A 13,547-nucleotide genomic window follows, 5' to 3' on the forward strand; every position below is an offset into this window, starting at 1 on the left:
CCTCCCATTCAATTTATTTTCATATATCTCATTTAATTATAAATATAAGTTACCCTTTTTTTCTGTTACGGTTTTCCTAATTTTCTACTTCTATCAACTTACTCTCTCCATTTTAAAAGAATGTATTTATTCATATATTTTTCTAAATCTTTTTACAAATATTCAATTATTTTCATGTATAATAAAAGTATAAGGAGGGATTATTATGACACTAACGTATAAAAAAATCCTTGTTGCAGTAGATGGTTCAAAAGAAGCTGAATGGGCATTTAAAAAAGCGGTTGCGGTTGCAAAAAGAAATGATTCAAAGATTGTCATTGCCCATATTATTGACACCCGCACCTTTGCCACAGTCGAGGCATATGATCGCACGATTGCAGAAAGAGCAGAACTATTTGCAAAAGAGTTAATGGAAAACTATAAGAGAGAAGCAATTGATGCAGGGGTCAAGGACGTCGAATATGTTATTGACTATGGCTCTCCTAAAGTAAAAATTCCAAAAGATATTGCGAAAAAGCATGAAATTGATTTAATCATGTGTGGTGCTACAGGCTTAAATGCTGTTGAGCGTTTCTTGATTGGAAGCGTTTCCGAACACATCACACGCCATGCCCGCTGTGACGTATTAGTTGTTCGCAGTGAATCCGGAGAAGTATAAATATAAAAAACCACGCTATTTTTATACAGCGTGGTTTTTTTATGATTATTTAGCTTCTAAACAATTCTTAGCTTTTTCAAGCGCAATTTTTATTTGTGCAAAACCGGTGCCGCCAGCACTGTTTCTGCGTGCAACAGCCGTTTCCGGTGCCAACACTTCATAAATATCGTTTTCAAAAAGCTGACTTGAGTTTTTAAATTCATCCATTGATAAGTCACTTAGGTAGCAGCCCTTTTCAACACAATGAAGAACAAGCTTTCCTACTACTTCATGCGCTTCCCTGAATGGCATTCCTTTACTTGACAAATAATCAGCAAGCTCCGTAGCATTTGAAAAGTCCTGTTTTGTCGCTTGTTCCATATTACCTGTATTGACTTTCATCGTACGGACCATTCCCGCAAAAATTTTCAAAGATCCGGTAACGGTTTTTACAGTGTCAAACATACCTTCTTTATCCTCTTGCATATCCTTGTTATACGCAAGCGGCAAGCCTTTTAGAACAGTCAGTAACCCAAACAGGTTTCCGTAAACTCTTCCTGTTTTACCGCGGATTAATTCAGCCATATCCGGATTTTTCTTCTGTGGCATTATGCTGCTTCCTGTTGAGAAGCTGTCATCAAGGTCAATAAAACGGAATTCCTGGCTGGACCAAAGAATAATTTCTTCACTGAAGCGTGAAAGGTGCATCATTAAAATCGAGCTTGTAGAAAGAAACTCGAGAATAAAATCGCGGTCACTGACAGCATCCATACTATTCTCATAGATCCCATCAAAGCCTAAAAGCTCTGCACTGTAATGACGGTCGATTGGAAAAGTTGTCCCTGCCAATGCTCCAGCACCAAGCGGAGAAATATTAATTCTTTTAAAGCTCTCTGTTAAACGCTGCTTATCACGTTCAAACATCCAGAAATAAGCCATTAAATGATGGGCAAACGAAATAGGCTGTGCTCTTTGCAGGTGTGTATAACCAGGCATAATGGTTTCCACATGCTTTTCTGCCTGTTCAAGCAAAGCATGCTGCAATTCAGCAACTAATTCAATAATAACCGTTACCTGCTTACTCAAATATAGATGCATATCTGTCGCTACTTGGTCATTACGGCTGCGTCCTGTATGAAGCTTTCCACCGACAGGACCGATTAGATCAGTCAGCTTGCTTTCTAGATTCAAATGGATATCCTCTAATGCTACTGAAAATTCCAATTCATCATTGGCTGCTTTTTCTTTTAGAGCTTCAAGACCCTTTTTAATTTGCTGGGCTTCATCATCAGTTAAGATGCCTGTTTTGGCAAGCATCGTCACATGGGCGATGCTGCCAGTAATATCTTCCATAACTAATTCTTGGTCGAAAGGGATGGAGGCACCAAATTCATCGACCCATTCTTCTGCTGTTTTTGTAAATCTTCCGCCCCAAAGCTTTTTCACGCTTTCACCTTCTTGTTTTTTTGCACGATACTTTGAACTTTTGTAGGAAGTCCCCATAATTGAATAAATCCTACTGCCGCAGTATGATCAAATGCATCATCAGAAGTATATGTTGCTAATTTCTCATCATATAGAGAGTACTCTGATTTTCTTCCTTCAACAATAGCATGCCCTTTAAATAGTTTTACTCTTACTGTACCAGTGACAAATTTTTGTGTGTCAGCAATAAATGCTGCTAAAGCATCCTTTAATGGTGAGAACCATAGACCTTCATAAATAATTTCTGTTAATTTTAATTCAATAATTGGTTTAAAGTGCGCTACTTCTTTCACCAATGTTAAATCTTCTAATTCTTTATGGGCTGTAATAAGTGTCATAGCAGCAGGGCATTCATACACTTCACGTGATTTAATTCCAACAAGACGGTTTTCAACGTGGTCGATTCTTCCAATCCCATGCTTACCAGCAAGAACATTTAAATCTAAAATCAGCTGTGCTAAAGAATCATATTTCTTTCCATCTAAGCTTACAGGAACACCTTGCTCAAAGCCGATTTCAATGATATCCGGTGTATCAGGTGTATCTTCGAGTTCTGCTGTTAATTCATAAGCGTCTACCGGTGGTTTTGCCCAAGGATCTTCTAAAATTCCACATTCATTCGCTCTTCCCCATAGATTTTGATCGATAGAGAATGGGCTGTCTAAATTAATTGGAATCGGAATATTCTTTTGTTTTGCATATTCGATTTCTTCTTCCCTTGACCATGCCCATTCACGAACCGGTGCTACAACTTGTAAATTTGGATTAAGGGCTTGGATTGAAACTTCAAAACGCACTTGGTCATTTCCTTTACCTGTACATCCGTGTGCAATCGCAACTGCACCTACTTCTTCAGCTACCTCTACTAGCTTTTTAGAAATAAGCGGTCTTGATAGAGCAGATACAAGTGGATATTTTCCTTCATATAATGTATGAGCCTGCAAGGAAAGAAGCGCATAATCTTGTGCAAATTCTTCTTTTGCATCAATAATATAAGACTCTACAGCTCCAACCTTTATAGCTTTTTCTTTAATAAACTCTAGATCTTTTCCCTCACCAACATCTAAACAGCAAGCAACAACATCATACCCTTGATCTTTTAACCATGTAATTGCGACAGATGTATCTAAACCACCAGAATATGCTAGTACTAATTTTGGATTTGCCATTAAAAATTTTCCTCCTCGATATATAACGAATAAATATTCATTTATTTATATTTTTATTCAACGTTTATGAATAACACTTTAACAACTTTTCTTAAAAAATTCAATAGTTATTTCTTAATTTCGCATAAAAATAATTATTTTCGTATTAAAAATCAGAAATGAAAGAGACAACTAAAATTATGTGGTAAAATTTATATGAATCTTTTGATAAGTTAAATAGTTAACGAATCTAGTGACTTCATATATAGGAGGAGCAAATAATGAAAGAATATTTTGTTTTTGACGAACGATTAGGGATTCAATTGCCTTCAATTGAGCTTGAATGGGATGAATTATCAGATGAGTCTCAAGAGTCCATTTTGCTATACTGGGAGAATATTCGGGGGGCAATTCCTGACCGGATTATCCATCTTGAAAAAATCATCAATCAGAAGCAAGCACAGTTGAATGACGAAGCTGACTTCCAGCTCTCCTGCCAACTTAATAGTGAAATTGCTGAACTCGCATCGACCATCAATGAATTATGGCTTTGGTTTCGCCTCAATCAAAACATCACTGATAAAATGCACCAATAATAAACCAGGTGTCAGGCACCGTAAAAAGACAAAATCATTATATTTGTCTTTTTATGGTGGCTGACACCTATAACTTTATGATAAATCCTTTTTTAATTCTCGGACCACATGACCAAGTTCAGGGAGAATTAATTTATTTATTGCCAGCTTCACAGCCCCTGATGAACCCGGTGTGGAGAACACCGCTTTATTTCCAATGACTCCGGCTGCTGCACGGGAGAGAATCGCTGCCGACCCGATATCCTCCTGGTAACTGAGCATCCTGAATAATTCTCCAAATCCAGTTATTTCTTTATCAAATAATGATTGAACCGTCTCTATCGTTACATCTCTTAAGGCAATTCCCGTTCCGCCATTTGTCAAAATCACATCGATATCAGGATCTAAGCTGCCCTTTAATACGGCTTCCCGAATAGGCTCTTCCTCATCCTTCACAATGACATAATCCCCTATCCTGTGTCCGGCATTCTCAAGCAGTTCAATCATTAACTTCCCGCTTTTGTCTGTTTCTTTGTCTCTTGTATCACTAACTGTTATGACTTTACAAATAACACTTTTTTGCGCTTGTTTTTTATGCTCTTCAATACTCATTTGTACTCTCCTTTTTCTTTAACAAATATCTCATCTGATAATACTTATGAGCAAAGTCAGTAACTTTTCTTGTTAATTGATAATTGACCCCGGCACCAATAGCCATGCTAATAAAGGGAATTCCTTGAATAAGCTTTTTCCTAAAAATCATAATTGCTATTCCCTTTAATCCTTGCTTCAACAGCTGTTCCACCCAGGCAAGATTAGCGATTTCCTCTTTCCCTTCATAAAAATAGCCATCGTGCTGGATATCATTCATTAATTCCTCCCAGCCCTGGCCCTGCATGCGTATAGGAAGGATTGAGATATTAAAGACCTTTAAAGCCGTCATCATTTCATATGGTGTATTTACTTCAATTCCATATGTCATTGCTATTAACTGCACAATCCGCATATTAATCACAGCCATCCCCGGAATATCAACACCCAGTAGGATGGTTCCTCCGGTTCCTGACATGCCTCCTTGCGCAAACGAGTAGAGGCGGTGCCTGGCAATATGCTGCCCTGCTATATATTGCAATTGATCGATTGATAGTGATTGCAAGTCCTCAATCGTTTGTATGCCTTCGTGAAATATTCTTCCACTCTCAATGATTCTTTGCTTTGCATCCATCTGAAGTTCAGACCCTTGAATAAAGGCGTGAAGATGAAATAACCAATTATCAAGTGATGAGGAAAACTGCTCTCTTGTTTTTTCCGGTAAAAGCTGAAAAGAGCGTTCAATATACTTATCATAAACCAATTGAAAATCATTCGGCACATACCTGTACATCCGATTTTCCCATTCACGGATCTCTTGATATACTTGTTCTTCCCGATCTGTTAATGTCACAAAAGAACCCCCTAACTTACAGCACCGTTTATTTTGTATCAGTATACCATAACTAATTAGGAAAATCTTAGAACTGCCTTGCACCTTCAATAAAAAAGCAACCCCTTTCCTGCAGACAAGTGCAAGAAAAAGATTGCTTATTACTACTATTATTTACTTAAGCGAACAACGTCTCTTGCAATCATAACTTCCTCATCTGTAGGAATCACCATTACTTTAACTGGTGAGTGCGGGTAGTTAATAAAACGCTCATCTCCGCGCAGATTATTTAAAGCAGGATCCCAATAAACGCCCATAAATTCAAGACCGTTCAGCACGCGGGCACGGATTGTCTCACTGTTCTCTCCAATACCTGCTGTAAAAATAATTGCATCAACCCCAGACATACGCGCAGCGTACGCACCGACAAAAGCATGGATACGAGAAGCAAATACTTTAAGGGCCAGCTCGGCTCTCTCATTGCCTTCAGATGCTTGAAGCTCAATGTCGCGAAGGTCGCTTGAGAATCCAGAAAGAGCAAGCATACCGCTCTTTTTATTTAAAACATCTAATACTTCATCCGCAGATAGTTTTGTTTTCTCCATAATATATGGAATAAGGGCAGGGTCAATATCACCGGAACGAGTTCCCATTGTTACACCGGCAAGCGGAGTAAAGCCCATTGATGTATCAATCGAGTGTCCGCCTTGGATGGCTGTAATACTTGCACCATTACCTAGGTGACAAGAAATTAAACGAAGCTGATCAAGCGGTCTTCCAAGCATTTCAGCAGCACGCTCAGATACATATTTATGAGATGTACCGTGGAATCCATATTTACGAATTCCATAGTCTTTATAGTACTCGTAAGGAACACTATATAGGAAAGAATCCTCCGGCATAGTTTGGTGGAATGCTGTATCAAATACTGCAATCGCAGTAATATTTGGCAGAACCTTTTGGAAAGACTTAATTCCTGTCACGTTTGCAGGATTATGCAGCGGTGCAAGCTCTGATAGCTCTTCAATTTTTTGCAGAACTTCAGGTGTAATTAAGACAGAATCTGAAAATGCTTCTCCACCATGAACGACACGGTGCCCCACTCCTTCAATCTCTGATAATGATTGAATAATACCAAGATCAGTAAGCTTATTTAGTAGAAGTTCAACAGCAACGTTATGATCAGGGATATCAGTTGTTTCCTTAATTTTTTCACCATTAACAGTAATATTGAAGACAGCATCATTTAACCCTATGCGTTCAATTAATCCTTTAGTAATTACCTCTTCGCTTGGCATTTCAAATAATTGAAATTTTAAAGATGAGCTGCCAGCGTTGATTGCAATGATTTTAGCCATATTTAAAAACGCTCCTTTATAAAACATGTCATTAGTACTGAGTCAATTGGATAATCAATAAAAAAAATTAATTGTTATTCGATACAACGATAGTTTATCCAATTAAAAAAATTAATATCTCCAATTTCTCATTTAATCATTGAACGACAAGTAATTCAAGGAATACTTTTACAAAAATGGCACACAACTAAAAGTAATTATTTTCTGATATTTCGACAAATTTCCACAAAATTTATTATAAACTTTTTCTATAGATTGATTACTTTTTATTTTCAATCAACCAGCGATCAATTTTCGCAAGAATTTTTTCTACTTCATTTCCGTTTGAGAAAGAAGGCATATTAACTAATAATACCTGTTTTGGAGGCTCCAGAGTGTCTTCCTTTTTCTGCAGAATTAGAATGCTTTTTGCCGATTGTTTATTCTTAAACATCGTTTCAGGTAATTGAATAATACCTTGAATATGGACAGACTTTTGGAAATACTCGTGGAGCTTTTTCGCCTGCGCCGATTCAAATAAACCGTTCGGGATAATAAAAAATAAATAGCCTCCAGGTTTCACATGACGAATACTTTGCTCAATAAACAAATGATGAGCATACGAATGTCCTTCGTCAGCCTTCAATTCATAGTCTCTTGCTCTAATATCATTCGGGTAATAGCCGACAGGCAAATCGCTTATCACTGCATCGACTGGCTCAACGAAAAGAGGCTCCAGGCTGTCTTGGTTAAAGAAATCGATTGGATGCTCCTGCAAGTTGGCATTTATATAAGCTAATTTAATGAGTAAATCATCTATTTCGATTCCAACCCCTTGGATTGTTTTATTCATTTCCTGATTCATAGCCGCTGTTAATAAGTTTCCCGTACCAACTGCAGGGTCCATTAACCGATAAGCTTCCTTTTTGACGAACTTATGTAGTAAATATCCAACGAACATCCCCACGGAATCAGGGGTCATTTGATGATTAGGCTGCGCACTTTCCTTCATTCCTTTTAATATCGCTAATTGGAACGATTTTCGAATTTCCTCTTTCGTAAATTTCGTTATTTGACTATCTTCATAGATCTTTTTCAATCTTTTTAACGTCAGCTCACTCAATTCGTCCTGTAGAACGGATTGATGAAACAAATTTTCTCCTGTTTCCGCTAACGCTTCTAAGTAACTGACATTTAATTCTTCTTGTAAAAGAATGGCCGTATCATTGATGATCGTAAACAATTCTTCAACCGGAGTGGTTTTCACAATATTTTCCTCCTGTTTCTAGTCTCTTTTCCTATTTTAGCGGGGTTTATTAAGATGTACAAGTTAGCAGGCTAAGAAGACAACAAAAAGCCAGCTTATAAAGCTGGCTTTTTCTGATATTGTAAACGAATTATTTTGCTTGCTTTGCAGCTTCAAGTGCTGCTTCGTAGTTAGGGTGGTTTGTTACTTCACTTACATATTCTGCATATGTTACTGTGTCGTTTGAATCCACAACAAATACAGCACGAGCTAATAAGCGTAGTTCTTGAATCGCAACACCGAATGCTTCCCCGAAAGAAATGTCACGGTGATCTGATAATGTTTGAACATTTTCGATACCTGCAGCTCCACACCAGCGTTTTTGAGCAAATGGAAGATCAACACTTACCGTAAGAATTTTTACATTGTCTAATTTAGAAGCTTCTTCGTTAAAACGACGTGTTTGTGCATCACATACGCCAGTATCAAGTGATGGAACAACACTGATTAAACGTACGCTTCCTTTTGTATCTTCTAAAGTTACTGGTGATAAATCATTAGCCAGTACAGTAAAGTTAGGTGCTTTATCTCCAACCTTTACTTCATTACCAATTAATGTAACTGCATTTCCTGCGAATGTAACAGATGCCATAATTATTTCCTCCTATAACAATTTATGTACATTGTAAACTATAACTTTTCAAATTAACTTTTGCAACAAATATGTATCGAAATTCAAAAAAAGGAAAAAATTCAGTGAACAGCCAAAAGGAAAGGTTAACTCCCTAATTAGAAAGTTAACCTTATTCATATCAAAACTCTAATTCCTGTTTTTGTTGGTTATATTCATTTGATTGCTGACCGCCGGATTGATTACCGGGGTGTTGATTGTTGCCGGACTGCTTTCCGGATTGATTGTTGTTATCTTTATTGGACATCATTTGTTGGATTTTATCTACCGCCTGTGGAGCGAGGTCTAGAATCCGTTCATATAAATGAGTACTTTCATCAAGATGTACCATTTTCACTCCATGGGAGTTCACAATTAAAAAGGCAATCGGTGTAATCGAAACACCTCCGCCGCTTCCGCCGCCAAACGGCATCTTTTGCTTTTCTCCTCCTTGGTTTCCACCGCTGCCACCATTTTCCATATTAAACTCACTTCCGCCGGCAGCAAAACCGAAACCAACCTTTGAAACCGTTAATATTACACTGCCATCAGGGGTTTCAACCGGATCCCCAATAATAGTGTTAACATCAATCATTTCTTTTAAATTTTCCATTGCGGTCGTCATTAATCCTTGAATTGGATGATCGGACATTGTTTACTTCCTCCTCTTCTAGACTGGTTTTGTTTTATCATTTGACAAGGCGGATAAAGGCTTTGTCTTAAACTGAGGTCGTCCGCCTTTCCAAAATTTAAGCAATTTGATTCCTGCTACCATAGCATACCCGATTCTAAATTGAAGCATACATTTAAAAGATGTTTGTGTAACAGCCAGTTGAAAGTGAGGCTGGACGGTCATTTGCGGCATAACATGAAGCTTAAAATAGCTGCTGATAATTCCGATAATGCCCCCTTTTACAGTCCAAGCTGCACCTGTCAGCATCCCTGTCAGTGCCGCATCACCGGTCCCGAGAAGCGTATTCCACTCCAATTGGGTGATTTTTACTTTTTTCAAAAAGCGGCGGATAATTTTATGTAGTGAGACCACATGCAGTAAAAGTAATTTATAATCTTTGAAGCTTTCTAAAAGATCTTCAGGTGTAAATTTTTGTTCTCCCTTTTTCATTGTTTGCTCTTTTTCCCCTGACTCTATTTTCCCTTTTGCCACTATTGACGCTGAATCGTCATCTATTTTAATAACTGGAATATCTAATTTATATTTAATTAGTCCGAACAAAGCTCTAAATTCTATTTTTAATGAATCATCATCGCGGGCATGAAAATAGTTGATCATTACTTTTATCTTTGTCATGATGATGAACACAAACAGAAGCAGGATAACTAAACAAACGACCAAGATCCATTTCAATTTGTTCACAACCTTTCAGCCTTTTATTATTGTCAAAAAAAGGCATAAATAAACCTGCCATCTTCTGATGACAGGTTTTAGTTATTTCTTTATGAACGTTCATGAACAACCGTTGTATCCGCGAATAAATCATGAATCCCTTGTCTTTTTGGTAAAAAAGCAACCACAACATATAATATAAGAATACTGCCTGATATAAAGCGTCCGATCCATTCACGAAACATAATCGTTGACCAGCTTAATTTTTTATCATCAAGTGAAATGACCTTTAATCCAAACACCATTTTCCCAAGTGTTTGACGAAAGAATTTGGTCATCAACACAAAATAGCCGTAGAATATAACAGCAGTCAGTATAGAAACAGGTGCAAACATACTTGGATCACTAATTTTCACATCCAAGGCTCTGAGAATTGGATATACGAGAATTCCATTTAAGCTGGCGATGACAAGTAAATCAAGTAAATATGCCCAGAATCTCATCCAAAACCCTGCATATCGATAATCAGTCTTTACATCTTCTGGCAGTTGACCGGCGATATCTGCCCCTTTATCTCCATTTTCTATTTGTCCGGAATTCATCTCTAATTGTGCTCCCTCTTCATGTACATTTATCCTTTTATCAAGGTCTTGTTGATTTGAATCCAATTTCTACACCCCCTATTCTGCGTACAAATACATTAATCGTGGTGAATTCCGCTGTGATAATAAATTCATTAATCCGGCAAGTTCAACATCATCCTGCCCCATCAGCTGACGGGCACTCATCGAAAATAGTGAAGCAATGCCAAGATCTTCTGTATACTGAATGACTTGTGCATCTTTTAATTTATAATCTTTCTTCATTGCATCGACAACATCTTCAAAATATCCAAAGTTATCAATTAAATGTAAATCTTTCGCCTGTCGTCCATCATAAATTCTGCCATCTGCAATTCTTCTTACTTCTTCTTCCGAAATATCCCTGCCCTCTGAGATGACTTTCACAAAACCGTTATAAGAGCTATTGATCATTTCCTGTAAGATGGCTCTTTCTTCATCTGTCATGTCTCTTGAAGGACTCATAATGTCTTTAAATTCACCGCTCTTAATCGTTTCGAACTTGACACCATATTTTTCGGCGAGCCCGGCATAATTGATGCCCTGCATGATCACTCCAAGTGATCCGGTTAATGTTTCCGGACTGGCAAATATTTTATTTGCTGGTGCCGAAATGTAATATCCACCAGAAGCAGCCATGGATCCCATTGATATGTAAACTGGTTTTTTCGTTTCTTTTTGAATCTCTACAATTTTATCATGTATTTGCGCGCTCTCAACTACTCCGCCACCGGGAGTATTGACTCGAATAATAATCCCTTTAACAGCATCATCCTCCTTGGCATAATCTAAATTTTCAAGAAAGGTTTGATGATTGTAGCCAGCTGGGGCAAAAATAGGTGAAGTATCCCCGGTATCCTGGATCGTTCCATTCACATCCAGTACAGCAATTTTTTTCGCCACATTTCCTTCTTCAATCACTTCCTCCGTTAAGAGTCCACTTGTCGGATTCATCCATTCATCCATCGTAGTTTGAAAGTCTTTACTAAAAATCGTTGTAAAAGTATTAATGACAACTGAGAAAATAAATAGTGCAGCTGCAATCCCCAAAGCTGCCCAACGTTTTCCATTCACTTACTCGTCCTCCTTTAATTTTCGGTTACTTGTATTACGAATAAAACCATGAAATGTTTCACAACAAAGAAATAATTAGAAAAATTCAATAAATTTTAGTACGATAAGAAAAGGGAGGGATCATGATGACAGAGCGCCGTAATCTTTATTTTTTCCACAAAGAAGAGCCAATGATACGAGAAAAAATAGACACTATTCGTAAACTAGCAATCGAGCTTGGTTTCACAATGGTTAATGATTATAAAAAAGCTAATGTAATTGCCTGTTACGGCGGCGATGGAGCCTTTTTGCAGGGTGTCCGCAGAACCGGGTTTCGTGAAGATTGTTTATATGTAGGGATATCAACTACAGATCATTTAAGCCTTTATTGTGATTTTCATATTGAAAATACACAAGAAATGATTGATGCAATGACATCACAAGTGATTGAAGTCCGCCGCTATCCAACGATTGAAGTGACGGTTGATAACCAAGCCTCTTTTTATTGTTTAAACGAATTCAGTATTCAATCTAATATTGTCAAAACCTTTATCATGGACGTATACATTGACGACCTTCACTTTGAAACATTTAGAGGAGATGGACTTATCGTATCTACGCCGACAGGCAGCACTGCTTATAATAAATCCGTTAACGGCGCAGTAGTAGATCCGCTGCTTCCGTGTATGCAGATAACAGAGCTCGGTTCATTAAATAACAATCAATTTAGGACACTTGGATCTCCTTTTATCTTAAGCAATGAGAAGATTTTAACGCTGAAGGTAGCCAAGGAAGGAAATGAACATCCAACAATGGCAATGGATAATGAGGCACTTAGTATTCAACATGTTGAAAAAATACAAATCAAACTAAGTGATAAAAAGATTAAAACAATCAAACTCAAGCATAATTCATTTTGGGACAAAGTAAAAAGAAACTTTTTATAACGAAGGCTGCTCCCGCAGTCTTCGTTATAAATATTAACGTTAAGCCTCCTTAATACTTTTCCTTTTCTGCTTTTCACGCTTCATAAATTTTGTGTTTGATAAAGAGTAGATGATTAAGGCAAACCAAATAAAGGAGAATGCGATCATGTGCCCCGTTGAAAAATGCTCTCGATAAACAAATACACCCAATACCAAACTGATCGTCGGTGCAAGGTATTGAATGTATCCGAGCATGGACAGCGGAATCCTCTGGGCGCCTTTCGCAAAATAGAGAAGCGGTATCGCTGTCGCCGCACCTGATAAAATAAGGAGCAGGTCTGTTTTTACAGAAACTGTCAAGAATGTGTTCGTTCCTTGCGAGAATAAATAAAGGATATAAATGAATGCAATAGGTGTGATCACCAACGTTTCTAATGTTAAACCAATTGATGAATCTACTTTTATCATTTTCTTTGCTAATCCGTAAAAACCGAACGTAAAGGCTAATGACAATGAAATCCATGGCAGCATTCCATATGATGCAGTTAAAATGATTACGCCGATACTAGCAAAAAAGAAAGAGACATATTGCGCTGCTGATAATTTTTCTTTTAACACGATCATTCCAAGCAATACACTGACAAGCGGGTTGATATAATAACCCATACTCGCTTCAATAATCTGGTCATGATTAACTGCCCAAATATAGATAAACCAATTACAGCTAACCAGTACAGATGCTGTTGTTAAAAATACGAGCTGCTTCTTATTTTTAAATAAATTTTTTAATGTAACGATAAAGCTCGACCACTTTCTTGTGATGAGCAAGACAGCAATCATGAAAAGAAAGGACCAGACAATTCGGCTGGCCAATATTTCATCCGCTCCAATCCCATCTAACAGCTTCCAATAAATAGGTAATAATCCCCATATTAAATAAGAAAAGGCGGCATAAATAACCCCCATCTTCTCCCCTTTATGATCCATTTCCATTACCTCTATTCTATTATTTTAAAATAATAATTATAAATGAGAAGATAAATTGTGACAAGAAGTACATATTCTAAAATTTGAAGTTTAAA

The 13,547-nt window shown here is 37.4% G+C and carries 15 protein-coding genes; 3 read left to right on the forward strand and 12 right to left on the reverse strand.

Translation table 11 applies throughout. The features are described 5' to 3' along the window. The first annotated feature begins 205 nt into the window (after positions 1-205). The gene (locus tag R4Z09_RS23280) at positions 206-658 is read left to right on the forward strand and encodes a universal stress protein (protein ID WP_338449106.1); all 453 of its coding nucleotides are present in this window, start codon (positions 206-208) and stop codon (positions 656-658) included. 45 nt (positions 659-703) lie between these two features. Here R4Z09_RS23280 and argH read toward each other — a convergent pair whose 3' ends face one another. Both argH and R4Z09_RS23290 read right to left on the reverse strand, forming a co-directional pair. Next, positions 704-2,083 carry an argininosuccinate lyase gene (argH, locus tag R4Z09_RS23285; protein ID WP_338449107.1) on the reverse strand — a complete coding sequence of 460 codons (1,380 nt, stop codon included), beginning with the start codon at positions 2,081-2,083 and terminating at the stop codon, positions 704-706. Next, a complete protein-coding gene (locus tag R4Z09_RS23290) occupies positions 2,080-3,291 on the reverse strand; it encodes an argininosuccinate synthase (RefSeq protein WP_338449108.1) in 1,212 nt (403 codons plus the stop codon). Before R4Z09_RS23290 ends, argH begins: the two co-directional genes overlap by 4 nt. A 260-nt stretch (positions 3,292-3,551) precedes the next feature. Between R4Z09_RS23290 and R4Z09_RS23295 the strand changes: the two genes are divergently transcribed. Beyond that, entirely contained in the window at positions 3,552-3,866 is a 315-nt protein-coding gene (locus R4Z09_RS23295; RefSeq protein WP_338449109.1) for a hypothetical protein, read from the forward strand. A gap of 75 nt (positions 3,867-3,941) precedes the next feature. Here R4Z09_RS23295 and R4Z09_RS23300 read toward each other — a convergent pair whose 3' ends face one another. From R4Z09_RS23300 to sppA, 9 genes are all read right to left on the reverse strand, one after another. Continuing rightward, on the reverse strand, positions 3,942-4,457 hold the full coding sequence (locus R4Z09_RS23300) for a MogA/MoaB family molybdenum cofactor biosynthesis protein (RefSeq protein ID WP_338449110.1): 516 nt from the start codon (positions 4,455-4,457) through the stop codon (positions 3,942-3,944). After that, complete coding sequence (locus tag R4Z09_RS23305) at positions 4,447-5,289, reverse strand: EcsC family protein (protein WP_338449111.1); 843 nt, start codon at positions 5,287-5,289, stop codon at positions 4,447-4,449. The genes R4Z09_RS23300 and R4Z09_RS23305 overlap by 11 nt, the downstream gene beginning before the upstream one ends. A gap of 149 nt (positions 5,290-5,438) precedes the next feature. After that, positions 5,439-6,626, reverse strand: coding sequence for an acetate kinase (locus R4Z09_RS23310; RefSeq protein WP_338449112.1), 1,188 nt, complete (start codon positions 6,624-6,626; stop codon positions 5,439-5,441). 259 nt (positions 6,627-6,885) lie between these two features. Further along, positions 6,886-7,872 (reverse strand): class I SAM-dependent methyltransferase, encoded by a 987-nt coding sequence (locus R4Z09_RS23315; RefSeq protein WP_338449113.1) that lies wholly within the window; start codon positions 7,870-7,872, stop codon positions 6,886-6,888. 130 nt (positions 7,873-8,002) lie between these two features. Next, on the reverse strand, positions 8,003-8,503 hold the full coding sequence (gene tpx, locus R4Z09_RS23320; protein ID WP_338449114.1) for a thiol peroxidase: 501 nt from the start codon (positions 8,501-8,503) through the stop codon (positions 8,003-8,005). Between the two features lie 160 nt (positions 8,504-8,663). Beyond that, positions 8,664-9,173, reverse strand: coding sequence for a GerW family sporulation protein (gene ytfJ, locus R4Z09_RS23325; protein WP_338449115.1), 510 nt, complete (start codon positions 9,171-9,173; stop codon positions 8,664-8,666). Between the two features lie 18 nt (positions 9,174-9,191). Further along, the gene (locus R4Z09_RS23330) at positions 9,192-9,896 is read right to left on the reverse strand and encodes a DUF2953 domain-containing protein (RefSeq protein ID WP_338449116.1); all 705 of its coding nucleotides are present in this window, start codon (positions 9,894-9,896) and stop codon (positions 9,192-9,194) included. An 80-nt stretch (positions 9,897-9,976) separates the two neighbouring features. Continuing rightward, positions 9,977-10,534: an RDD family protein gene (locus R4Z09_RS23335; protein WP_338449117.1), complete on the reverse strand. Its 558-nt coding sequence runs from the start codon at positions 10,532-10,534 to the stop codon at positions 9,977-9,979. Between the two features lie 12 nt (positions 10,535-10,546). Continuing rightward, entirely contained in the window at positions 10,547-11,560 is a 1,014-nt protein-coding gene (gene sppA, locus R4Z09_RS23340) for a signal peptide peptidase SppA (RefSeq protein ID WP_338449118.1), read from the reverse strand. Between the two features lie 122 nt (positions 11,561-11,682). On the opposite strand from sppA, the gene R4Z09_RS23345 reads away from it, so the two are divergent. Next, the gene (locus R4Z09_RS23345) at positions 11,683-12,486 is read left to right on the forward strand and encodes an NAD kinase (protein WP_338449119.1); all 804 of its coding nucleotides are present in this window, start codon (positions 11,683-11,685) and stop codon (positions 12,484-12,486) included. A gap of 39 nt (positions 12,487-12,525) precedes the next feature. Here R4Z09_RS23345 and rarD read toward each other — a convergent pair whose 3' ends face one another. Next, entirely contained in the window at positions 12,526-13,458 is a 933-nt protein-coding gene (rarD, locus tag R4Z09_RS23350; protein WP_422392212.1) for an EamA family transporter RarD, read from the reverse strand. Between the last annotated feature and the right edge of the window lie 89 nt (positions 13,459-13,547).

Source organism: Niallia oryzisoli, from assembly GCF_036670025.1.
In the GTDB taxonomy this organism is placed as follows: Bacteria; Bacillota; Bacilli; order Bacillales; family Cytobacillaceae; genus Bacillus_BD; species Bacillus_BD oryzisoli.